Here is a 23,980-nt window from a genome sequence, read left to right as displayed (position 1 = left end):
CTTTGCATTCGGCTGCGGCTCACTGTTCGCGTAAATCCACCTGTCCGCGGGTCAGAACAGAATTTCTGACAGCCGCGGGCAGGCATGCAGTTTATTCGGCGCTTCCCTGACCGGCCGGCTTCTGCGTCCCGTCAACCGGCTGTTTCCGGGTGTCACGAATGATATCGTCCCGGAACATGGAGAATTTGTCCATCGGATAATTCTCAAGGTTCTTCAGCACCTTTCTGCCGTCCGCCTTCTTCAGCAGCTTCTCACGGTCCTTCATAATCTCGGCGGCGGTTACCTTGCGGGACGGACCGCCCACGCAGCCGCCCGGACAGATCATACCCTCGATGAAATCTTCCTGAAGTCTTCCGAACTTCAGCATCGTGAGTGCCTTCTTGCACTCCGGACCGCCCGCGGCTTTCAGAAGCCGGATATCTGAGGTATCCTCACCGCGCTCCTTCATGCACTCAATCACGGCATTCGCAACTCCGCCGGAGGTGGCGAATCTCTTACCGAAGATGGAAGCCTCCTGATACGGATCGGTACAGGGCTTCAGCTCCACATCTTTGGAGCGTAAGAGCGCCGAGAACTCACCATAGGTCATGACATAATCCGCGTTTTTCGGCACACCCTCTACATCCGCTGCCTCGGATTTCTTCGCTACACAGGGTCCGAGGAAAACCGTCACGCATCCCGGATGCATGGCCTTGAGATATCGGGACACGGCGCACATCGGAGACACAACTGTGGACATGTTGTTCTTGTACTGCTCCGGAAAATGTACCTTCAGCATATTGATAAAGGCGGAGCAGCAGGAGGTCGTCATCTTCCGCCCTTCCTTCAGAGCTTCACTCCACTCTTCAGACTCAAAGGCTGCCGTCATATCTGCTCCCAGGCCGACCTCGACCAGATCCTTGAACCCGAGCTCCTTCACTGCCTGACGGACGGACCCCATTGTGATATCCGGTCCGTACTGACCCTCGGTCGCGGGCGCAACCATCGCATAGACTTCCTTCCCGGCTTTAATATCACGGATGATGTCTACGAGGTAGGATTTTGACGCTGGTGCGCCAAACGGGCAGGAATGAATGCAGAGCCCGCACTGAATGCATTTCGAATCATCAATGACGCAGATCCCGTACTCATCATAGGTGATGGCGCCTACCGGGCAGGCCTTTTTGCAGGGCCGGACCAGATGAACGATCGCATTGTAGGGACACGCCTCCGCACATTTTCCGCACTCCTTGCACTTTGTCGCGTCGATATGAGAACGATGCGCGCCCATATCGATCGCGCCGAATTTGCAGGAGCTCTGACATGGCTGTCCCATGCATTTGCGGCAGTTGTCGGTTACGGTATAAGCGGAAATCGGACACTCCTCACATGCCGGTCCGAGAACGCGCACGATATTCTTCGAGGTATCGTTCGGATCCGGGTTCTTGCCCTCCGCCAGACGAATCCGGCGCTTGATCAGCTCGCGGTCTTTGTAGACGCAGCATCTGTATTTTGCAAGAGGTCCCGGGCTCAGCTTCAGAATCAGTTTTTCCTTGCCGTCCTCATCCAGCTCGTCGTTCCAGGCGAGCCTTGCCGTCTCCTCAAGAATCTTATGCTTCAGCTGAATCAGATTTTCATCATTTGTAACCATACCACATACATCCTTTCCAATTTTAGGTCAAGTTCAAACTCACAAAGAACACTAACAGAGGAACGGATTCAACCGCATGATCCGCCCCGCCAATTCTCCGAAAATAGTCTCCGCACCGGGAGAATTGTACTCTTTTTATACGCACGCACGGGCCCCTGCATTCGGAAGATATACATATTATGTAAGCCCCAATGCTCTGTGCAGCGCTACATACTGTATAAGCTGCGGATTGTATACAGTCTCTTACACACGCTTCGCGCGTGACGATCCTGTCTGCGTTTTCGAAGAGCTTATACACTAATCTTACTATTTTTGAAAGGCTGATTCAACCGGTACCCTTCTGTGCGGACAAATGTTCTTTGAAAAATACACCTCATTGTTTCCCTTTGTGTTTTCTTTTGTTTTCTTTTTCCGGTTCGTCCATGTTTTCTTTTTTCAGCGGATTTGCTATAATATAGCGGCCCGTATAATAGTGACCCGTGAAATAGCGGCCCGTGTAATTCGTGCCGCTATTTCAGGAATGTTTGATTCACGTATGATTTGGAGGTAAAGATGAAGTTTTATTATCCCGTTATTGTAAAGAAAACCGAAAACGGATATCACGCGAAGTTTGCTGATCTTGAGATGTGTGAGGCAGACGGCGATACCCTCGACGAGGTGCTCGACAACGCGAAGGATGCCGCCTACAACTGGATTGAGGCGGAGTTTCAGGAGCCGGATCCGCAGCTTCCTCCCTCTTCCGACAAAGCAGATCTTGAGGCGGAAGCCGCAGAAGGAGAGATCGTCCGGGAGATCCTCATCACCTATCGGATGATGGAGGGATTGGAGGAGTAAACCCGATACGATACATCGTTCCACAAACTGTATAAGCTACGCTACGGATTGCTCCTTGTTTCGCACTCCCGCTGTCAATATCCCCTGTCGCTGCTCAGCATATACAGGAGAGCGTTGCAGATGCAGGCGGCGATATTGCTCCCGCCTTTACGCCCTCTTGCAACGATGTATGGTACATCGGTCTGCATGATCAGTTCCTTCGACTGCACCACATTCACAAAACCGACCGGAACGCCGATGATGAGCTCGGGCTTCACCGTCCCGTTCTCGATCATCTCATACAGGCGCACCAGCGCCGTCGGTGCGTTTCCTACCGCAAAGATAAGCTTCCGGTCCAGCCTGGCAGCTTTTTCCATGCATACCGCGGCGCGGGTGACGCCCCGTTTTTTCGCCTCTTCCGCTACATCCGGATCGGACATAAAGCACAGTGCCTCTCCTCCGTACCGGGCAAGCGCGTGCTTGTTGATTCCCGAGTGCGCCATATGCGTGTCCGTAACGATGCTCGCCCCGCCGCGGATCGCATCCAGCGCTTTTTCCACAACGTTCTCTGAGAAGCAGAGGTTATCCGCGTAATCAAAATCCGCGCTGGTATGGATACAGCGCTTTACGATCAGCTCCGTTCCGGGTATCAGAAGACGGTTCTTCTCTCCCAGCTCCTCCGTGATGATCTCGAAGCTTCGCTTCTCAATATCCATCGGCTTCACATTTTCCAGTTCGATCTTTACTTCTGACATATCCGCAATTCCCATCCTTCCAGCATTCCCTGCACTTTTCCACGATGTTCTTTCTCTGATTTATTTCACGCACCGGTATCCGGAGCCTCATGCATTTTTCACACACCGGCATCCAGAATCCCGTATATTTTTTTCAGATCCATGTTTCTGCGAAGCTCCTCCGCCAGAATGTCATACTGACTTTCCTTAAAGGTCTGATAATCCACGCCCGTCATATCCGAGGTGTCCATACCCTTCCTTCGGCCCAGAGCTTCCACAATTCTGTCGGCCACCATTTCCCGGTCGAACACGCTGTGAACATAGGTTCCATATACGTTTCCCTGCTGAGCACCGTCCTCCTTTTCGGCCGCGCCCTCCACGTTCGTATCCCGGATACGCACCGTCGGCACTGCGTTCTCATTCAAGGTGCTGACACCCATATGGATCTCATACCCCTCGATCGCCGTCCCGGAAAGGCCTTTCAGCGCGCCCTGAAGCTGTCCGAAGTTTCCCTCCACGCGGGTGCGGGTCTTTTCCCCCGCAAAAACAGTGTGCATCGGAAGCAGGCCCATTCCCTTGATGGAACCGCCGTTTTCAACACCAAGAGGATCGGAAAGCGTCTCCCCGAGCATCTGATAGCCGCCGCAGACTCCGAAGATCACAGTACCCTCAGAGGCTGCCTTCAGGACAGCCGCCTCCAGACCGTTCTGTCTCATCCAGAGAAGGTCTTCCATGGTATTTTTGGTACCCGGAAGAATGATCATATCAGGATTTTTCAGCTCCGACACCCGATCCACATACCGAAGAGAGACGCCCTTCATCTTCTCAAATGGATTGAAATCCGTGAAATTTGAAATCCGGGGCGTGCGGATGACCACAATATCAATCGCGGCGACGGTCTGACTGCCCGAAAAGCGCTCAGTGAGGCTGTCCTCATCCTCCACCTCGATGTGAAGGTAGGGAGCGACACCGACAACCGGAATTCCGGATCTTTCTTCCAGCATTCGGATTCCCGGATCCAGAATGGTCCGGTCTCCCCGGAACTTGTTGATCACAAGCCCCTTCACCATCTTCCTCTCATCCTCTTCCAGAAGCTCAACCGTTCCGATCAGCTGCGCAAAAACGCCGCCCCGGTCGATATCACCGACCAGAAGAACCGGCGCACCGGCGATTTTCGCCATTCCCATGTTGACGAAGCAATCGGCATCCTTCAGATTGATTTCCGCGGGACTTCCGGCGCCCTCAATCACGATGATATCATTCTCCGCGGCAAGGGATTCGTAAGCCTTTCTGACCTCCGGGATCAGGTTCGGCTTATAACGGAAATACTCCCTGGCATCCATGTTTCCGAGGACCTCACCGTTTACGATGACCTGGGAGCCGGTGTCATTCGTTGGCTTCAGAAGGATCGGGTTCATCCGCACATCCGGCTCCACGCCGGCGCACTCTGCCTGCATCACCTGCGCCCGTCCCATCTCCAGGCCCTGACGCGTAATAAAGGAATTCAGCGCCATATTCTGCGCCTTGAACGGCGCAACTCTATATCCGTCCTGTCTGAAAATGCGGCACAGTCCCGCGGCGATCAGGCTCTTCCCGGCGTTCGACATTGTGCCCTGAATCATAATTGCTTTTGCCATAATCAAAACCTCTTATCTGATGTCTCTGTATCCCTGCGTTCAATCATCCGCCGGGTCATTCCAAGTGCTTCAATCAGCCTTTCGTTGTCCGGATGCAGCCGTACCGCAACGCGGTAATACCCGTTTCCAAGATTGTGATAGTTGGAGCAGTCCCGGATCATAATCCCGTACGGCAGAAGCTTTTCGGAAAGCCCTTCCTCTCCCTTGAAGAAGATGTAATTTGCGCAGGAATCAAATACCTGAAATCCGAGCTCTTTCAACGACCTTTTCAGATAGGTCCGCTCCCTGCGCACAACGGCTCTTGCCTTCTCCACGTATTCCTCCTCGTGAAGCGCTGCCGTTCCCGCCTTCTGTGCCGGAATCGAGACATTCCATGGCTGCACCGCCGAACGCATCCGGGACAAAAGATCCGCATCCGACGTCATCCCATACCCGAGCCGAAGACCGGCCATCGCGTACCGCTTGGTAAACGCCTTCAGAATAAAGATTTCCGGTTCCTCCTCCAGGTACCCCCTGACTGTCAGACGCTCCGGATTATCACAAAAATCCTGGAAGCATTCATCTACAAAAAGCCTCACGCCCCTTGACCGGCAGGTTCGGATAACCTCCCGCATCAGCTCCGGATCAACAGGAATGCCGGTCGGATTGTTCGGATTACAGAGAACGGCAACGTCCAGATCCTCTGTAATCGCTTCCGTGAAATCCCGCGTCAGCCGGTAACCATCGGACTCCCGCAGAGCATAGAGCCGCACCGCGCATCCGGTGCTTTTCAGTGCCTGCTCATATTCCGCAAAGGTCGGGGCAAGGATGAGCGCCTGCTTCGGCTGCAATGCCCAGGCATACGCAAAAATCACCTCCGCCGCACCGTTTCCACAGAACAGATACTCCTCCGGCACCTTCTCGTATGCAGACAGGGCACGGATCAGCTGTTCCTGCCGCACATCGGGGTAATGGCAGATCTCTGTCATGCTCTCCTGTGCCTCGCGGATCACGCGCTCCGGTGTCCCGAGCGGATTCATATTTGATGAAAAATCAATGACGCCGGGATGCCGGTAGACATCCCCGCCATGTACTGTCTTAATCATTCCTTCACCTCTCCCGCCGGCCCGAAAATCATCACCTGCACCAAGCTTCGACTGTCCGGCCATTCCTTTCCGGCAAATCACAGCTGTGCTGAAATTACCGCCTGCGCTTTGTCCCGACTGTCCGGCCATTCCTATCCGGCGAATCACACCAGCACAAGAATCAGCACCCGCACCGCTGCTGACAGAAGGAAGGCAAGCACGGCAGTTCCGTACATGATCCGATTGGCGCGGGGAATGTCCTCCGGCACAATCTCGCGGATCGGGTCCCCGATATACGGTTTCCGGTGCAGCTCTCCAAAGTACCAGGCATCTCCCGCAAGCCGGATATCCAGTGCGCCAGCCATCGCGGCCTCGGTGTGCGCCGAATTCGGACTTGCATGCTTCCGCCGGTCGCGCTTAAAAATTTTCATGGCATTCTTCCCGTCATTTCCGCAGATCTGTGCGGCAAGCACCATGAGCAGACCGGAAATTCTCGCCGGAATGAAATTCAGAACATCATCCAGCCTGGCCGCGAAGGTTCCGAACCAGCGATACCGGTCATTGACGTACCCGATCATGGAATCCATCGTATTAACGGACTTGTAGAAAAATCCCCCCGCAGCTCCTCCGATCATCAGAAAAATCAGCGGCGCCACAACGCCGTCAGAGGCGTTTTCCGCGACGGTCTCGACCGCCGCCTTTGTGACTCCTGTCATATCCAGTTTTTCTGTATCCCTCCCGACAATCATGGAGACTGCCCTTCTGGCCTTTCCGAGATCTCCGGTCTTCACCTCCCGGTAAACCTTCATGCTCTCATCCCGGAGCGATCTTGCCGCCAGAATCTGATAACACCAGAACGTCTCGCAAGCAAAGCCAAGCCAAAAATTGACGTGGTAGAAAAGTTTCAGAAGAACCACGGGAATCAGAGTGCTCACCGCCATGACACAGAGCGCGGTCAGAACGCCTGCTGTCCGCTCTCCTGTTTTTCCGGAAGGGAAAATCTTCCGGAAGAGCTTTTCAAAAAAGGTAATAAACTTTCCGATAAGCTGAACCGGGTGGTACAGACCGTGCGGATCCCCGAACACAAGGTCCAGAATTCCACCGAGCAGTACCGCTGGAACGATATGGTCAAAGGTTTCTATTAGCATGATACTCTGCACACCTCTCGATAAATGCCTCAGCTGTCCCCGGGTTCGCGTAGAAATACAGATGCGGGAACCCTGCATAAAGGGTATCCGTGCTTCTGACGCAGCGCCAGGAGCGGTTTCCGACCGGTTTCCGCGCGAGGAACGTACTGCCGGGGTCCTCCGATTCGTAGTAATGGAATTCGTGGGACCGGATCTCTCCGACATCCCTTCCGAACATGGTTCCTCCTGTTAGCGTCAGATAGCCGAACCGCGTCAGACGTCCGGTATAGTACGCACTCTCCGGAAAAACACCCGCCATCGGCCATACATTACCCTCCAGGTCGGTCAGCTGCCTGTGCAGATAGAGAAATCCCCCGCATTCCGCCAGTGTGGGGAGTCCCCCTGTCACAGCTCTGCGGACAGACTCCCGCATCGAAGCATTCTCTCCCAGCTCTTTTCCGTAAAGCTCCGGGTATCCGCCGTGAAGCATCAGACCATCCAGATTATCGGGAAGGCAGGCATCGTGAATCGGAGAAAAAGGAACCAGTTCAGCGCCCATCTCCCTCAAAAGATCCAGATTGTCCGCATAGAAAAAACAGAAGGCTTCATCCCTTGCAAGCCCGATCCTGACCTTTCCACTTCTGCATTCTTTCCCGCTCTGCTCTGCCGCGCCGCTTTCCACGGTACTGCAATTCACCGTACTGCAATTCGCAATATTGCCATCCGCAGTACTGAACTTTGCCGCATCACAATTCGCGCCACTGTATATTGCCGCACCGCAATCCGGGGCACTGTATTCTTCAGGATCGCTTTTCTGCACGGTCAGCGCCGGGGCACTCCCGGCGATTTCAAGGATCTGTCCCAGATCCAGCGTCCCTTCCAGTACGTCTGCCAGCCTGTCCAGCCTGTCCTGAAAAGAGGCAATCTCATCCGGCATCAGAAGTCCCAGATGCCGGCTCTCCAGCGCGCAGTCCTTTACGACCGGCACATAGCCGACAACGGGTATTCCGACCTCCCGCTCAATCATTTCCTTCATTCTGGGATAGAGTCCCGCGGAAACCCGGTTCAGAATCAATCCGCGGATACAGGGTTTTTCCTGAAAATCCAGAAACCCCCGGATCAGAGGAAGCACAGAACGGCTGACTCCCTTTGCGGGAACAATCAGAAGAACCGGCGTGTCCGTGACAGAGGCCAGATCACTTGCCCCTGCTCTCGAGCTGTCAATTCCCATCCCGTCAAAATATCCCATTACCCCTTCCAGAACCGCCAGATCCGCGTCCTTTGCGTTCCGCGCCAGAAGTCCCCTTGTTGTATCCGGGTCCGTGAAAAAAGTATCCAGATTCCGGCTTCTCGTGCCGAGAACCTTCGTATGAAACATCGGGTCGATGAAATCCGGTCCGCATTTAAAAGAAGCCGGCTTCAATCCCTTTTTCTTCAGAAGATTCAGCAATCCGCAGGTGATCAGCGTCTTGCCGCTGCCGCTGGAAGGCGCCGCGATCATGATCCGGCTGATTTTGATCTTCTCATAATTATCCGTGTCTGCTTTTGCAATTTCCGTACGTACCCGATTATCATCCATATGTATCGTATCATTTTTTATATGTGCCGTATTGTTTCCCATATGTACTGTATTCTTATCCACATGAACCGTATTTTTTCAAGTGAACCGTGTTTTTTCCAAAGTGAACCGCATTTTTTCAAGTGAACCGCATTTTTTTCAAGTGAACTGTCTTATTTTTCACATAAGCAATGACTTCTCAGCTTTCCTCGTCGAATTTCTCGCCGTCAACTCCGGTGTGGACGAGAGCCCTCTCCAGTTCATTCTCCGATACTTCAGCCTCAGCGCCTTCCGCTGTGATCACGTATACCGGATTCTGCCCCATCATCATGTGATAAGGTCCCGCCTTTTTCGACTTCGCAACCGTGATGCAGGCGATGTCCGGCTCACCAAACGGAAGCTTTTTCAGAATTCCCAATGCCTGCGAGACTGTCTCAAGCGTGATGGCATTGAGTACGATGCGGATCCGCGGATTCTTGTCCAGAAGGGTACGGAGAATTTCCTCCATATTTCCTCCGGTGCCGCCGAGAAAGGCATGCGTCGGTACCGGAAGGTCCTTCAGTGCCTCCGGCGCCAGTCCCTCCACGATCTCCATATTGTCCACGCGGAACTTCAGCTTGTTCGAATAGAGAAGCCGAACCGCTGCGGGGTTCTTCTCAATTGCGTAAACCTTTCCGTTCACCGCCCGCAGTGCCGCTTCAACCGAGCACGAACCGCTGCCGGCACCGATATCGTATACGACTGACCGGTCCGTCAGCCGGAGCTTTCCGATCGAAACGATGCGTACCTCTTCCTTTGTCATGGGAACCTTGTCCCGCAGGAAATCCTCGTCCGGCACCCCGCTCGTCACGACAGGATTCACGTTCGGATTTTCCACCAGAATCACACTGAGGGCGGATGACTCATAATCCGCAAAATCGACCGGACGCCCCGAAAGAATTTTCTCCTCCGGATATCCGAGATTCTCACCGATATGTACCGTCACCTCATTCATGTCATAAGTGATCAGCTTCCGGCAGATCTCCGCCGCCTGATCCTTCGTGCCAAGGATGGAAAAAACCTTTCCGTTCCGGCAGATCTCGCCGATAAGGTTGCAGTGCATGCCGTGCATGCTCGTCAGCCTCACGTCCTCCCAGGCGATTCGGAGCTGACTGCAGAAATAGACGACCGATGAGATGCCCGGCATAACGCGGATCGAATCCTCCGGATTGTTCCGTGTGCCGAGCGCCGCGTACAATTTTTTTGCTCCGCTGAAAAATCCGACATCGCCGGACATCAGAACGGAGATCCTCGAAGCATTTGGATGCGCTTCAATCGCCGCGGCGACCCTCGCGGGCAGATATTCCGCGCAGGTCTCCTGCCCTTTTCCCGCGACATCCCGCAGCATCCGCTCCGCCCCGATCAACAGATCTGAAGAACGGATAAAATCCGCCGCCTCTACGGTCAGGCCATTTTCTGTTCCCATACCAATGCCAATCACGGCAATTTCACTCATAAATCATTCTCCTGTCAAAAAACTCACATCTCCGGGGCGTTTTGAATCCGACAATCTCGAACCCGGGCTTTTCACGGAACGCATTCTGCAGCCAGGCGATCCCTTAACTCAAATCAGCTGATCTCCGGTACGAACTTTTCCCGTATCCGCCTTATACACTCCTCCACAGATATGCCCTTCTCCTCAAGAGGCCTTCGGATGATAATCATCCGGCAGCCACAGGCCTTTGCCGCGCTTTCCTTCTCCGGGAAGCCGCCCTCTCTTCCGGTATCCTTTGTAACCAGGTATTTCGCCTTCGTCTGATGGATCAGGGCAATATTCATCTCCTCGGAGAACGGTCCCTGCATGCAGATCAGGTTTCTTCCCTGAAAGCCGAGATCCGCGCATGAAGCCACCACAGAAGGAAGAGAGAGTACTCTGGCAAAGAGACGCTCCCGATAATCTGGAACCGAGGTGAAAACCCTCAGCTCCTTGCTTCCGGTTGTGAGAAGCACGTTTCCTTCTGTCCCCGCGAGCCATGCGGCAGCCTCCTCTGTGCTTCCGACCACAATGTTTCCGTCAGGAAGCTCATAGAAAGAATCCGGCGCCATCTGCTCTCCGACCGTCCCTCCTGCGCCCTCAGCCGCACGAGCCGCCGGAGCAAAACCTGCCTGTGCCGCCTGCTCTCCGACCGTCCTTCCTGCGTCCTCAGCCGCACGGTCCGCCGGAGTATGGCCGTCCGGCGTCTCCTCCTGCATGGTCGTCCCGCGGAGCACGCGGATATATTTCCTTCCCGCTTCTGCACAGGCCTTCCGGATATTCTCCGTCACAGCCGCTGCATACGGATGGGTGGCATCTATGATGACGGCATCCTCTGTCGTGTTCTCGCGGATCTCACGGACCATATCCACTTCCGTCAGCCTTCCGCTGTGAACATCCAGATTTTCCCCCGGAGAGATCAGGCTTTTCCCGTACTCCGTCGCGGTAAAGCAGCAGATCTGTATTTTTCTCCGGCCGTTCCGTTCCCCGATCTCCTTCAGACGATCCGCCAGGACGCGGCCCTCTGTCGTTCCGGCAAACAAGAATACATCATACATTCCGATACCCTCTCGGCGTCACCATATGTCCGTTGACGATTTTTGTCTGGGAGTTTCCGATGAAAACCGTCGTAAACATGTTGACCGGCGTATCCCGAAGCTCGCGGAGCGTCAGAATCTTCATCGACTCTCCCTCCCTGCCGATATTTTCCACAATCCCACACACATTGTCATCCTTCCGGTACTGCAGCAGTATGTCACAGGCCTTCTGGAGATAGTCGGATCTCTTCCGGCTCTGCGGGTTGTAAATCACGATCGCAAAATCCGCCTCACCGGCCGCTGCCAGACGCTTCTCGATCTTTTCGATCGGAGTCAGAAGATCGGACAGACTGATCAGACAGAAATCATGAATCAGAGGAGCTCCAAGCACCGCTGCTCCTCCGAGGGCAGCCGTAACGCCCGGAATAATTCGGAGAGATACCTCCGGGTAACGCTCCCCGACCTCATACATCAGCCCTGCCATTCCGTAAACTCCTGCGTCTCCGCTGCAGATCATGGACACCTTCTTGTCCTTTTCCGCCTCCTCAAAGGCCAGGACACAGCGGTCCACTTCCTTGCGCATCGGGGTCGACAGAAATTCCTTCCCTGGAAGATGATCTCTGACCAGATCGATATACACGGTGTAGCCGATGATCGTGTCGCTGTTTTGCAAAGCCTCTGCGGCTTCCACTGTCATTTTTTCCCAGGCACCCGGTCCGATGCCCACTACATTTATCTGTTTCATAAATAGAATCCTTTCGTTTGATGCAGGCAGAAACCCGCCACCTTCAGGTTGCCGGCAGTCGACAGATTTCTTCTGGGCAGTGAACAACCGCCCTCTCCTCTTTCATCTCTGTATATATGTATCTGCCGCAATCCGTCCATGATTTTCCGGTTCAGCGCTACCCGACCTTGATCTTCCGGTTCAGCAGCGCGACCGCTACTGTAACCCCGTCCTCAGCGACCTTACGGATGATCAGATCCCCGCCGCCGTCACAGACCGCGCTTCGCTCGCACACATTATCGGTGCCCGTTGTTTTTCTCACAAAGTCTGATTTTGTGAAGCTGCCCTCTGCCATGTTCAGCTCATCCGCGGAGAAGGTATGCAGCGGCACTCCCAGGAATCTGCAGTACTCGACCAGCCCGGGCTCGTCCCTCTTCAGATCGATGCTCGCCACCGAGGCGATGGCTTCCGGATAAAGACTGTACTGCCGCAGAGTATCATCCACCAGCTTCCGGATCACCGAAGCCGGCGTTCCCCTCTTGCATCCGATTCCGAGGACAAGGCACTTCGGAATCAGCCAAAGTGTGTGATCAAAATACTGCCGGTTGTAGGAGGGACTGATGTAGATTCCCAGAGAAGTTCCCTCCTCCTCATTCTCCGCGCTCAGCGCTCTCGCCGTATCCAGCTTGTCAGACCAGTAAATACCCTCGGGCAGATCTCCCTCCACCGGGAAATGTGTGTAAAATCCCACCGGCTCGCCGGCGAGAAGGGCAGCCGAAACCTCCTTGGCGTAGGTCATATTTGAGATCACCATGTCGTTCCGGTCCGCATAGACATCGACCGCGAACTTGTGGCTCACATCGGTCGCCGTCGTGATGACCGGAACACTTCCCAGTCCCGCCGAAAGGTTCTCCACCATTTCATTTGCCCCGCCGATGTGCCCGGACAGCAGAGAGATGCAGAACTTTCCTCTCTCGTCTACCACAATGACCGCCGGATCCGTGCGCTTATCCCGAACGTACGGTGCGATCGCGCGAACCGCAATGCCCGCTGCTCCTACAAAAATGAGGGTGTCGCAGGTGTGAAAGCATTTACCGGCCCACTCCTGAACCGGGACACTCAGCTCCCGGAAACCTGTGCCAGCCAGATACTTGCCCTTCCCATACCACTCGATCTCCACATCGTCTGCATCCCCGGCCGCGAATGATCCACGCAGAACCCGGATGATTCGTTTCGATACTTCACTTCCCGATTTTGTAAAACATATTCCTGCAATCTTCATATAAAAGCCCCTGCTCTCTGTTGTGCCCCCGCATTCCGTATGTTCCAGATCCTTCCGTATGTTTCTAAGCTAAGCCGCTCTTGGCGTCCGCGCCTTCCTCTCAGGATTTTTTCCCGGAGGAAGCCTCTCTGAATTCCGTCGTAAATTCCGGGTCATAGAGCTTTGACCGGTCGTAGTGGGAATGTGTAACCACATCTCCAATAATCATCAGCGCTGTCTTCGTCACATGATTTTCTCGCGCCGTCTCAGCCAGAGTCCCGACGGTACAGATATACGCCCGTTCATCCGGCCAGGTTGCGCGGTACACGATTGCCGCAGGTGTATCTGCGGTATATCCGCCCTCGATCAGACGCTTCGAAAGCTCCTCCAGCATGCCTGTACTCAGAAATACAACCATTGTCGCGTGATGCGCGGCAAAGGACTGAATGCTTTCCTTCTCCGGTACCGGCGTCCGTCCTTCCATTCTCGTGATGATCACACTCTGAGAGACGTTGGGAAGAGTGTACTCCAGGTTCAGTGCCGAGGCGGCACCGCAGAAGGAGCTCACGCCCGGTGTATAATCATACGCAATGCCCTTCTCGTCGAGTACGTCCATCTGCTCCCGGATCGCCCCGTACAGACATGGATCGCCGGTATGGAGACGGACCGTCATAAAGCCGCTTTTCTCCGCCTCAAAGATGACATCCAGCACCTCTTCCAGCGTCATCTTCGCGGAATTCCAGATTTTGCAGTTTTTCTTCGCGTACTGCAGAAGCTCCGGATTCACCAGCGAACCCGCGTAGATGATCACATCCGCCTTCTCCAAATACTCTTTTCCGCGGACTGTAATCAGATCCGCGGCACCGGAACCGGCGCCTACAAAATGTACCATTCTTTTTTCCTCCTGTCGCGTCCCCGATGCGGAACGCTGTCTTCAATTCTCTCCGTTGCGTCCCCGATGCGGAACGCTGTCTTCAATTCTTGTATACAATGCCCGCCGCTTCTCCGGATCATCCGGAGGCAGCAGAAACCGGTTATTCACAGCACAAAATTCTTCAGCCCTGTCTTCTCAGCTTTTCCACCAGATCCGGCACGTTCTCCGTCTTTCCGAGCATTCCGAAGACATTTGAGAAGATCACGGCGCCGGTTTCGATTCTTCCCTGCACTCTGGCATTCAGATAAAAGCCGATCCGTTCGGTGATACGCTTCATTGCCGCGTCAAAGAGTTCGTCGCCGCCCTCCTGTTTCAGGATCTTCAGCGCATCCTCCGTCGTATTGGTGGAGAGAACCTCTCTCGCCAGATCCGCGCTGCCTCCGGCCCGCAGCACCGCTGCGGCCATCAGCTCTGCCCGGCAATCCGCCTCATGAGAATGCGTGTTCATGATTCCCCCGGAAACTTTGATAAATTTTCCGATATGAGAGATAAAAAGGATGCCCTTTACCCCCAGATCCACCGCCATGTCCAGCGTCTCGCCGACGAAATTGCTGCATTTCATCTCATGCGTGCGGACCAGGTCCGGCATCTCTGAAGCAAACCTCTCGCCGAAATTTCCCGGGGTAATGACAAGATATTCTCCGCCGTTCTCCCGGCGCATCTTCATCTCCACCCGGATCGTATCGATCAGAGCCTTTTCACTCATCGGCATGACGATGCCGCTGGTGCCGAGCACGGAGATTCCTCCGACAATACCGAGCCTCGGATTAAATGTCTTCTCCGCGATCCTCTGTCCCTCCGGGATCCGGATGATCACGGAAATTCCTCCCGTGTAACCCTGTTCTCTGCAGACCTCCAGAACGCCCTTTGTGATCATTTCCCTGGGAACATGATTGATCGCCGCGTTTCCGACCGGCTGATCAAGGCCCGGCTTCGTCACCCGGCCGACTCCTTCGCCGCCGTCAATGGTCACGCCGGCCTCCCCGGTACACGAAACCTCCGCATAGATCAGGGCTCCGTTCGTCGCGTCAATATCATCTCCGCCGTCCTTACGGACCGCGCAGCACACCTTTACAGGAATTCCGCTCTCATCTCTCTGGATATGGATATCCTCGACCGGGAGATGCAGCCGGATTCCCTTCGGCGTATCCAGAACGATTTCCTCGGTCTCCACTCCGGTCAGGAGCGTTCTCGTTCCTGCCTTTGCCGCAGCCGCGGCACAGGAACCGGTTGTGTATCCCATTCTGAGCTTTTTGTGATCATAGAGCACGAAGGATTCTTCCAGACCTGTCCGGGGTGAATCCTTGCTCTTCTCCCTTCCACCGTTTAATTTTTTTTCTTTATCCATTGATGAATCCGTTTCTCTGCCTGTGCAAGCCAATCGTCAAGTTCCGGGTCGTCCGGAAAAATATCCTGAAATGCCCGATATTCATCCCGTATGCCCTGCCCGTGCAGAACGCGATAAGCTCCCGCGTCGCTGCCAAGAGCGATCGGAATCCCAAGCTCACGTCCCCGTCGGATATTTTTCCTGAGACCGCTCCAGATCTCTGTAAGAACCGCATCGGAAAAACGTCCGGAGCCGATCAGATTCCGAACCGTCGAGCAGGTCGGTACCCAGACCGCGCCGCTCTCCGCCAGAGCCTCCAGACTTTCCTCGCTCTGAAAATTTCCATGCTCCAGAGAATCCACACCGGCCTCCGCAGCGTCAATCACCCCTCTGCTTCCGTTTGTGTGACTCATGACCTTCATGCCGGACTCATGGGCGATATGAACCATCTCCCTGACATCCTCTCTTTTGAGCCCCTCCTCCGAAAGACCGTCGGATGTCTCAAAAGTCATGATTCCCGAAGTCATGATTTTGATGAAGTCTCCGCCCTGCTCCTTCACCTCCGAGACGAGCTGCGCGTATTCTCTGAGGTTCGAAAAAGGTCTTCCGACCACCCTGCCGTAATGTCCCTCGCGGAAAATTCCGAAAATCGGCGTGAGGTACCGGATTCCGTACTCCGGCGCCAGCTCTCTCGCAAGATCTGACACACCATAGTGATCTCCGCCGTCGCGCACAAACGTGACGCCCGCATCTCTGTATGCCTCAAGTTCTTTTCGGATCACCCCTTCATCCGGATGATCCCGGTGCGTTCTTACCGCGGCATGATAATCATAACCATTCATAAACAGATGCGCATGACACTCTCCGAACATTCCGATCTCCAGAATTTCCTCCTGAACAACACAGCTTCCAATACTCTCCAGAATTTCCTCCTGAACAACACAGTTTCCAATACTCTCCGGAATCCCCTCCTGAACAACACAGTTTCCAATACTCTCCGGAATTCTCTCCTGAATCAATCAAAGAGTGCTCTGCTAGAAACCGCGTCTGACAGAAAGTTGGAGATCGTCCCCCGTTTCCCTGACGGAAAGCAGAAAACCATCTCCGTTTCCTACATGCCATTCAAAATAGCTCTTCCGGGGATACCCGTATTTCTCAAGAACAGCCATGATCGTTCCTCCGTGGACCACCATGGCAGCCCGGATCACCGGATCGCCGGATATACCGGAAATACTCCGGTCCTGCGCCTCTTCCGATGCTTTGCCGGATCTCCCGGTTTTGCCGCAGAGATACTCCGATGCCCCGCCGGTTCTCCCGGTTTCGCCGCAGAGATGCTCCGCTCTCTCCCCGACTGCCCGGTCGAAGGCACGGCAGACCCTCTCCTGAAAGGAGCTCATGGATTCTCCGCCCGGAAAAGGCAGCCTTCCGCCGCTGTCAATCCAGCGCTGATAATCCACGTTTCCGCTCAGCTCCTTATAGTTTTTGTTTTCGAATTCACCGAAATCACACTCCCGGAAATCCGGAACGATCACCGGCTCCGATTCCGGAAACAGAATCGCCGCCGTCTCCAAACAGCGTCTCATGGGGCTTACAAGGAGTATATCCGGATGATCCATCCGCATCTCCTCCAGCGTTTCCCGCTTCGCCAAAAGGCGCTCCGCCTCAGAAGCAAGCAGCGGCTCATCTGTCGTGCCAATGTACCGGTTCTCCATATTTCCCTTTGTTCTGCCGTGCCGGATCATGACCAGTTCCATCATGCCTTCGTGAATCCTCATGTCTTCATGCCTTTTTCAATTCCCGTATCTTCAGGGGGGGCTCGTGCCTCTTCAATGCCCGTTTCTTCAGAAGCTCTCGTGCCTCTTCAATGCCCGTTTTTTCTTCAGGAGTTCAACTTCCTTCGAGCCTCGTGATTCCTCATACCTTTTTGATAACGGTCGGTATTCCGCACACGATGCGGATCACCTCATCCGCGCGCGACGCGATTTCCGTACAGATTCTTCCGTCCGTTTCCCTGTATCTGCGGTCGAAGCTGTCCGCCGGAACAATTCCGTAACCCAGTTCATTCGCCACAATGATGATGTCCGGATTACGCGCCATCAGCTCATCCACAAAATTGTCCAGTGTATCTCCATTCTGCAGGCTTCTTCCCACAAACTGGTGAAAATGCATGACACCCCTGCTGTGATAGATCTCATTTCTGGAGCAGTCCTGTCCGTCCGCCCAATCCTCCGGAGCAATCCCGTACTTTTCCTCCGCATAATGCGTTTTTCCCTGAAATGCACCGCCGATAATAAACTTCATACTATTAACCTCTCAACCATATTCTTCCGATACCGTCGCCGGACACCGCCAGAATCAGCATCAGAAGCTCCGCGCCTGATACAAAAAATCCCGCAAGGTCTCCTGTCATTCCCCCGAAGTAATGCATGCAGGTCCAATAATAAATCAAAAATGCCAGCACAGAACCGGCGATCACAAAGATGCCGGCAAGCGGGTCGATCAGAATCAGGCAGACGTAAAGTGCCGCAAGATAGACGATCATCACCCGTCGCACCATCCGCTTCCTCGCATGGCTGCCAAAAGCGGCAGCGGTTCCCTTCGGATTCGCATTCGGGAAGGAAACCACGGATATCGCCGAATACGAGCGCGAAACCGCAAACATCAGGCACAGACATACTGCTGTTTTCCCTGATACCTCCGACGCAAAACCCAGTGCAATCAGAAAGAAGACACAGGCTCCGATCACCGCGAATGCTCCCACATGAGAATCCTTAAGAATGCGAAGGCGTTCCTCTCTGGTTCTCCACGAACTAAGCGCGTCCGTCGTGTCAAGAAACCCGTCGAAATGGATTCCGCCTGTCACCAGAAGCGGTATCACAACCGCGATCGAAGAGCGAAGCAGATCCGAAGCACCGGTCCGTCCGCAAAGCAGAAACCACAGATACTCCAGCAGACCGATCACAAGACCGATCCAGGGAAAAAAACACATAGAATACTTCATGCTTTTTTCCGACCACTCGATATGCGGCATCGGAATCTTGGAATACATCGAGAACGCAACGATAAAGCTTTCAAATAAAGATTTCAATGTACAAAAACCTCTGTGCTTCCTTTATTTCACCGTGAGGGGAATTCCGTAAACCACCTCGGTGACCTTGTCGGCCAGCTCTCCGAGCTCCTGATTCACCAGACCCATGAACTGCTGAAAAACACGGGTGGCATTGTCATAGTCTACTCCGTCCGAATTGATCTCATTCGTGACGATAATCAGATTTGCGGAAATATCCATCAGATAATTGAAACCGTCCAGCACGGAATTGACCGCGTGGATTCCCGATGCATCCGGCAGAAACATCTCATTCGCCACAAGGTTTCCAACATCCTCCAGCAGAATATTCGAATTCTCCGGAATTGCGGCAGCGGACAGATTCGTCGGACATTCAATCGTCTCAAAATTCATCGGTGCTCTGCGGTCACGGTGCTTCTGTATGCGCTTCGAATTCTCCGGGTCAACGCCCGGAAACATCGTCGCGACATAGATTCTTCTGCCCTCACCAAGCTCCAGAATCTTCTGCTCCGCATAGGCAGATTTTCCGCTCCCGGCACCGCCGGTAATTAAATGGATCATTTCAACTCCTTATATGCTTCAATATCATCCTCCGCGAAGGTTGACATCCGGTCATACACCTCAAGAGCCATGTCCAGCACCGGGAACAGAACAACCGCTCCGGTTCCCTCTCCCAGACACATATCCGCGTGCAGCACAGGATCCTTTCCGAGTGTCCTCATCATCAGATCCGCCGCCGGCTCATGAGACATATGTGAAGCGATCATGTAATCCTTCGAGAGCGGACAGATCTCAGAAGCGACAAGCGCAGCGACACCGGAGATAAAACCGTCGATCACCACGGGAATTCCCTCCGCAGCTCCGCCGAGAAAAACACCTGCCATTCCCGCGATATCCAGACCGCCAATCTTTGCGAGGACATCCACCAGGTCCGATGGATCTGGCTGATTCACTTCGATCGCCCTGCGGATCGCGTGGATCTTGCGCTGTAATCCTTCCGACGTGAGCCCAGCTCCCCTGCCGGTCATCTTCTCCACAGGCTGCTTCAGAAAGAAGGAGGCAAGAGCGCTGCTCGTCGTGGTGTTGCCGATCCCCATCTCACCGGTTGCGAGAATCCGGTAGCCGTCTGCCTTCTTCTCACGGACGAGTGCGATTCCCGTCTCCAGCGCCTTCACCGCTTCCGCGCGCGTCATCGCCGGTCCCTTCGTCATATTCTTCGTCCCGTAGGAAATCTTGCAGTTCCGGACAATCGTGTCCCTCGCGATACCGATGTCGATCGGAAAAATATCAGCTCCCGCCTTACGGCACAGAATTCCCGCCGTTGCCTTTTCCGAAAGGAAGTTCTCCGCAACCTGCGCCGTCACTTCCTGTCCGGTCTGTGTCACGCCCTCCTCCACGACGCCGTTATCGGCGCACATTGTGATCAGGCCCTTTTTGTCAAGCTTCACACGCGAGGTCCGCTGTATGCCGGCGATCTGTATAATCATATCCTCCAGCTTGCCCAGACTGTGCAGAGGATGCGCAATCGCATTCCAGCGATTCTGCGTCTCCTCCATGGCGCCCTTATCCGGCACCTGTATCCGGCTCACCGTCTCCTCGAGGAGGCCGTCATACAGATTCAGTTTTCTCTCTTCACTCATTCCTCATGCCTCTGCAGTCAATTTTTCGTATACCGGATATCTCTCCCGCACCGGGTCTCTCCCAAATACCGAAAGACCTTCCGGCGCAGTGTTTCTCAGATGCCGAGCATCTTCCGGATAACGTCCTTCATCTCGCCGATTTCCGCAACGGTGCTGTGACGGATCGGTGCCGTCTTGATCTCCTCGATCGCTGCGGGAATCTTCACGCCCGATACTTCGTGCAGAGCGTCAAACTGCTCCAGATCCGTCATCGGATCATACTTCGCCGCGTCAATCGCGTGCAGAACATTTCTCGCGAACTTGTACGGACTCGCCGTGGAGGCGATAACCGTCGGTGTCGTATCACCCGTCTTCTTCTCATAGCGGTCATAGACGGTCGCGGCAACCGCGGTGTGGGGATCAATGACATAATGATCCTTTGTGTAGATCTTGTGAATCGTGGCAAAGACCTCGTCCTCCGCAGCGTATCCGCCCACAAAATCTGACAGCTTAGCCCTCATCTCCGGTGTGATCTCGTACCTGCCGCCATCAGAGAGTGCCTTCATCAGAGAGGCGGTCTTTGCGGCATCCCGGTCTGCGATCAGATAGATCAGACGCTCCAGGTTGCTGGATACCAGAATATCCATCGATGGAGAAGAAGTCAGAATGAACGGACGGTTCCGGTCATAGATTCCGGTAGAGAAGAAATCAAAGAGAACCTTGTTCTCATTAGACGCACAGATCAGTTTGCCGACCGGCAGCCCGATCTGCTTCGCGTAGTACGCCGCGAGAATATTTCCGAAGTTTCCGGTCGGAACAACGACATTGATCGGATCTCCTGCCTTGATCACTCCGTCGCGGACAAGGGTGGCGTAGGCGTATACATAGTATGCCGCCTGCGGAACCAGACGTCCGATATTGATCGAATTCGCGGAGCTGAACTGAATGCCGTGAGAAGCCATCTCCTCATTCATCTCCCGGTCGCCGAAGATCTTCTTCACGCCGGTCTGGGCATCGTCAAAATTCCCCTTGATGGCAACGACGTGCGTATTCTCACCCTTCTGGGTCCGCATCTGCCGCTCCTGAACCGGGCTCACGCCGCCCTCCGGATAGAACACAATGATCTCCGTGCCGGGAACATCCTGGAATCCCGCCATGGCCGCCTTTCCGGTATCACCGGAGGTAGCCGTCAGGATGCAGATTTTGTTCGTGATATTGTTCTTTCTTGCGGCAGTAGTCATCAGATACGGAAGAATCGAGAGAGCCATGTCCTTGAAGGCAATGGTCTTGCCATGGAAAAGCTCCAGGAAATAAGCACCGTCCGCCTTGTGAAGCGGAGCGATCTCCGGGACATCGAACTTCGAATCATACGCGCTGTCAATGCAGCGGCGAAGCTCCTCCTCCGTGTAATCCGTCAGAAAGAGAGACATCACCTCGTAAGCCAGATCTCTGTAGTTCATCTTCGAGAGATCCTCCAGAGAAACCCTCAGTTTTGGAAAACTGTCCGGAACATAAAGGCCTCCGTCGCAGGCAAGTCCGTTCAGAACCGCCCTGGATGCCGAAATATCCTTTTCGCCGCCCCTGGTGCTCTTGTAAAGAATCTGCATTTGTTTATTCCTCCTGTCAGATGGCTTCCGCCGTCTCGATAAAATAGGCCTAAAGAAAACAAGCGCGGAACCGGACAAGCGAAACCTGTCCGAAAACGCTAATATTTGTATTATAGCATAAGCAAACTTGAGTGTGAAGTAGAGAAAAACCGCCGGCCGGAAACTGCAGATGCAGTCCGATCGGCGGTTTTCCCGTGCAATATGACAGATGTATTCGTCTCCGGCGGTTTTCCCCGGTTCTCAACGGTTGTTGATTGCGGTAATCAGTGCGTCGATGGATGCCCGGATAATATCCGGATCCACTGCGGCGCCCCATGCCTGTGTGCCGTCCGGCTTTGTGATTCCGACATAAGCGATCGCATTCGAGCTCGAGCTCTTGGAAAGCGCATGCTCCTGATATGTGGAAAGCTGATACTCGAAGCCGTACGCCTTCTTCAGCGCATTGCTGACAGCGTCAAGACGTCCGTTGCCTTCAGCCACGGTAACACGGTAATCTCCGCTTCCGTTCTTCGCATTGACGCTTGCCTCGATCTGTCCGTCATCCAGCTGTCTGAAATGAACGCCGTGAACAGAAAGCGGTTCCTGAATGTTCTCGAATTTTTCTTTAAAGAGGCTGAAGATCTCATCGGGCTGCAGCTCCTTGTGCAGATGATCGGAGAGATCCTTGGCCGCATATCCCATGGCCTCACGCATCTTCTTCGGGAGAATGAGGTCATAGTTCGTCTCAAGCACATATCCGACGCCGCCCTTTCCGGACTGGCTGTTGATACGGATGACATCCTTGTCGTAGCTTCTTCCGATATCGGTCGGATCGATCGGAAGATACGGAACGGTCCAGTGATCCGGATCCTTCTCCTCTCTCCAGTGCATACCCTTTGCAATCGCGTCCTGATGTGATCCGGAGAACGCGGCGAAGACCAGCTTTCCGCAGTACGGACTTCTCGGATTTACCTCCATTCCCGTGAATTCCTCATACTTCCGGCAGATCTCCGGCATGTTGTCGAAGTGCATCTTCGGATCGGTTCCCTGCATGTAGAGGTTCATCGCAAGAGTGATGATATCCACGTTTCCGGTTCTCTCTCCGTTTCCGAAAAGCGTGCCTTCCACGCGGTCCGCTCCGGCGAGAACTCCGAGCTCCGCGTCCGCCACTCCGCTTCCACGGTCATTGTGCGGATGAAGAGACAGCATTACATTGTCGCGGTATTTCAGGTTCTTGCTCAAGTATTCCACCTGCTGCGCGTAGACATGCGGCATGGAAAGCTCAACCGTACTCGGAAGATTGATGATCGCCTTCCTGTCAGAAGTCGGCTTCCACACATCCAGAACCGCGTTGCAGACCTCAAGGGCATATTCCGGCTCTGTTCCGGTGAAGCTCTCCGGGCTATACTCGAAGCGGTACTTCTCTCCCGCCTCCTCGGTCAGCTCCTTCAGAAGCCTTGCGCCATCGACAGCGATCTGCTTGATGTGCTCCTTATCCTTCTTGAACACCTGCTGTCTCTGTGCAAAAGAAGTAGAGTTGTAAACGTGAACAATCGCGTTTTTGCAGCCCTTCAGAGCCTCGAAGGTTCTCTTGATGATATGCTCCCTTGCCTGTGTCAGAACCTGAACGGTCACATCGTCAGGGATCAGATTCTCCTCAATCAGACGGCGGAGAAAAACGAACTCCGTCTCGGAAGCGGCCGGGAATCCGACCTCAATCTCCTTGAATCCAACCTCGCAGAGCATCTTGAAGAACTCAATCTTCGTATCCAGATCCATCGGAATCACAAGAGCCTGGTTGCCGTCACGCAGATCAACGGAACACCAGAGCGGTGCCTTGTCGATGGCATCCTTCTTCACCCAGTCATTGCACTCAACCGGCGGCATATAATACTGTTTCTGATATTTTCTGTAATTCATCATAGCTGCGTTCCTCCTTATGCTTCAAGATTCTTCAAGGTTTTCCAAAAAGCTTCACAACATCTCCGGATATCCGGGTAAAACAGGAGAAAAGAAAAAGCCTTACGTCTCCTGTCATTTGCAAGAGACGTAAGGCTGTTAATCACCTGAAAACTAACAGGAACCCTGCGCGGTACCACTCTTCTTCACGGTTTCCCGTGCTCTCATCCGGATACATGCATATCCTCACCCCTGTAACGGTGGGCTTCCGTCTGCGTCTAATCTCAGAATAACTGATTTCGGGCAGCCACTCGGAGGGCAGTTCCAAAAGGATCTTCTGCTGCCTCACACCAACCGGCAGCTCTCTGGATTCCAATCACTGATGTACTATTCCTCGTCAACGTATTTAACTGTTTCCTACCATAACATCTTGCCCGGAAAAAGTCAACC

The 23,980-nt window shown here is 53.9% G+C and carries 21 protein-coding genes; 1 reads left to right on the top strand and 20 read right to left on the bottom strand.

The features are described 5' to 3' along the window. Window positions 1–91 precede the first annotated feature (91 nt). Window positions 92–1,630 carry a 4Fe-4S dicluster domain-containing protein gene (locus ACTQ1O_RS03750; protein WP_441486172.1) on the bottom strand — a complete coding sequence of 513 codons (1,539 nt, stop codon included), beginning with the start codon at window positions 1,628–1,630 and terminating at the stop codon, window positions 92–94. A gap of 552 nt (window positions 1,631–2,182) precedes the next feature. Here ACTQ1O_RS03750 and ACTQ1O_RS03745 point away from each other — a divergent pair. Continuing rightward, entirely contained in the window at window positions 2,183–2,464 is a 282-nt protein-coding gene (locus tag ACTQ1O_RS03745) for a type II toxin-antitoxin system HicB family antitoxin (RefSeq protein WP_441486171.1), read from the top strand. A gap of 74 nt (window positions 2,465–2,538) precedes the next feature. Here ACTQ1O_RS03745 and ACTQ1O_RS03740 read toward each other — a convergent pair whose 3' ends face one another. The 19 genes from ACTQ1O_RS03740 to ACTQ1O_RS03650 form a co-directional block, all read right to left on the bottom strand. Then, complete coding sequence (locus ACTQ1O_RS03740) at window positions 2,539–3,198, bottom strand: precorrin-8X methylmutase (protein WP_441474488.1); 660 nt, start codon at window positions 3,196–3,198, stop codon at window positions 2,539–2,541. Window positions 3,199–3,296: 98 nt separating this feature from the next. Beyond that, window positions 3,297–4,814, bottom strand: coding sequence for a cobyric acid synthase (locus tag ACTQ1O_RS03735; protein WP_441486170.1), 1,518 nt, complete (start codon window positions 4,812–4,814; stop codon window positions 3,297–3,299). A gap of 2 nt (window positions 4,815–4,816) precedes the next feature. Continuing rightward, the gene (locus tag ACTQ1O_RS03730; protein WP_441486169.1) at window positions 4,817–5,899 is read right to left on the bottom strand and encodes a pyridoxal phosphate-dependent aminotransferase; all 1,083 of its coding nucleotides are present in this window, start codon (window positions 5,897–5,899) and stop codon (window positions 4,817–4,819) included. A gap of 143 nt (window positions 5,900–6,042) precedes the next feature. Continuing rightward, window positions 6,043–7,026 carry an adenosylcobinamide-phosphate synthase CbiB gene (gene cbiB, locus ACTQ1O_RS03725; RefSeq protein ID WP_441486168.1) on the bottom strand — a complete coding sequence of 328 codons (984 nt, stop codon included), beginning with the start codon at window positions 7,024–7,026 and terminating at the stop codon, window positions 6,043–6,045. Further along, window positions 7,007–8,584, bottom strand: a complete 1,578-nt coding sequence (locus ACTQ1O_RS03720; RefSeq protein ID WP_441486167.1) for a cobyrinate a,c-diamide synthase — start codon at window positions 8,582–8,584, stop codon at window positions 7,007–7,009. Before ACTQ1O_RS03720 ends, cbiB begins: the two co-directional genes overlap by 20 nt. Before the next feature lie 178 nt (window positions 8,585–8,762). Next, window positions 8,763–10,058, bottom strand: coding sequence for a precorrin-6y C5,15-methyltransferase (decarboxylating) subunit CbiE (gene cbiE, locus ACTQ1O_RS03715; RefSeq protein ID WP_441486166.1), 1,296 nt, complete (start codon window positions 10,056–10,058; stop codon window positions 8,763–8,765). Between the two features lie 113 nt (window positions 10,059–10,171). Beyond that, window positions 10,172–11,134 carry a precorrin-6A/cobalt-precorrin-6A reductase gene (locus ACTQ1O_RS03710; RefSeq protein WP_441486165.1) on the bottom strand — a complete coding sequence of 321 codons (963 nt, stop codon included), beginning with the start codon at window positions 11,132–11,134 and terminating at the stop codon, window positions 10,172–10,174. Further along, window positions 11,127–11,858: a precorrin-3B C(17)-methyltransferase gene (cobJ, locus tag ACTQ1O_RS03705; protein ID WP_441100216.1), complete on the bottom strand. Its 732-nt coding sequence runs from the start codon at window positions 11,856–11,858 to the stop codon at window positions 11,127–11,129. Before cobJ ends, ACTQ1O_RS03710 begins: the two co-directional genes overlap by 8 nt. A 157-nt stretch (window positions 11,859–12,015) precedes the next feature. Next, a complete protein-coding gene (locus tag ACTQ1O_RS03700; protein WP_441486164.1) occupies window positions 12,016–13,119 on the bottom strand; it encodes a cobalt-precorrin 5A hydrolase in 1,104 nt (367 codons plus the stop codon). Window positions 13,120–13,219: 100 nt separating this feature from the next. Continuing rightward, the gene (gene cobM, locus ACTQ1O_RS03695; RefSeq protein ID WP_441486163.1) at window positions 13,220–13,990 is read right to left on the bottom strand and encodes a precorrin-4 C(11)-methyltransferase; all 771 of its coding nucleotides are present in this window, start codon (window positions 13,988–13,990) and stop codon (window positions 13,220–13,222) included. A 163-nt stretch (window positions 13,991–14,153) separates the two neighbouring features. Then, window positions 14,154–15,380, bottom strand: coding sequence for a cobalt-precorrin-5B (C(1))-methyltransferase CbiD (gene cbiD, locus ACTQ1O_RS03690; protein ID WP_441486162.1), 1,227 nt, complete (start codon window positions 15,378–15,380; stop codon window positions 14,154–14,156). Continuing rightward, the gene (locus ACTQ1O_RS03685; RefSeq protein WP_441486161.1) at window positions 15,359–16,378 is read right to left on the bottom strand and encodes an amidohydrolase family protein; all 1,020 of its coding nucleotides are present in this window, start codon (window positions 16,376–16,378) and stop codon (window positions 15,359–15,361) included. Before ACTQ1O_RS03685 ends, cbiD begins: the two co-directional genes overlap by 22 nt. 15 nt (window positions 16,379–16,393) lie before the next feature. Then, window positions 16,394–17,134, bottom strand: coding sequence for a histidine phosphatase family protein (locus ACTQ1O_RS03680; RefSeq protein ID WP_441486160.1), 741 nt, complete (start codon window positions 17,132–17,134; stop codon window positions 16,394–16,396). Between the two features lie 139 nt (window positions 17,135–17,273). Continuing rightward, entirely contained in the window at window positions 17,274–17,660 is a 387-nt protein-coding gene (locus ACTQ1O_RS03675) for a bifunctional adenosylcobinamide kinase/adenosylcobinamide-phosphate guanylyltransferase (RefSeq protein WP_441486159.1), read from the bottom strand. A gap of 4 nt (window positions 17,661–17,664) precedes the next feature. Beyond that, on the bottom strand, window positions 17,665–18,447 hold the full coding sequence (locus tag ACTQ1O_RS03670; protein ID WP_441486158.1) for an adenosylcobinamide-GDP ribazoletransferase: 783 nt from the start codon (window positions 18,445–18,447) through the stop codon (window positions 17,665–17,667). A 24-nt stretch (window positions 18,448–18,471) separates the two neighbouring features. After that, window positions 18,472–18,987 (bottom strand): bifunctional adenosylcobinamide kinase/adenosylcobinamide-phosphate guanylyltransferase, encoded by a 516-nt coding sequence (locus tag ACTQ1O_RS03665; protein WP_441486157.1) that lies wholly within the window; start codon window positions 18,985–18,987, stop codon window positions 18,472–18,474. Next, a complete protein-coding gene (gene cobT, locus ACTQ1O_RS03660; RefSeq protein WP_441486156.1) occupies window positions 18,984–20,066 on the bottom strand; it encodes a nicotinate-nucleotide--dimethylbenzimidazole phosphoribosyltransferase in 1,083 nt (360 codons plus the stop codon). Before cobT ends, ACTQ1O_RS03665 begins: the two co-directional genes overlap by 4 nt. Before the next feature lie 95 nt (window positions 20,067–20,161). Next, window positions 20,162–21,652 (bottom strand): threonine synthase, encoded by a 1,491-nt coding sequence (gene thrC / locus ACTQ1O_RS03655; RefSeq protein ID WP_441486155.1) that lies wholly within the window; start codon window positions 21,650–21,652, stop codon window positions 20,162–20,164. A gap of 240 nt (window positions 21,653–21,892) precedes the next feature. Further along, a complete protein-coding gene (locus tag ACTQ1O_RS03650; protein ID WP_441486154.1) occupies window positions 21,893–23,554 on the bottom strand; it encodes a 2-isopropylmalate synthase in 1,662 nt (553 codons plus the stop codon). Window positions 23,555–23,980 lie beyond the last annotated feature (426 nt).

Source organism: Bilifractor sp. LCP21S3_A7, assembly GCF_052118825.1.
Lineage (GTDB): Bacteria > Bacillota > Clostridia > Lachnospirales > Lachnospiraceae > Bilifractor.
The sequence above is the reverse complement of the archived record's forward strand: the minus strand, read 5'-3'. Positions and strand labels throughout refer to the sequence as shown.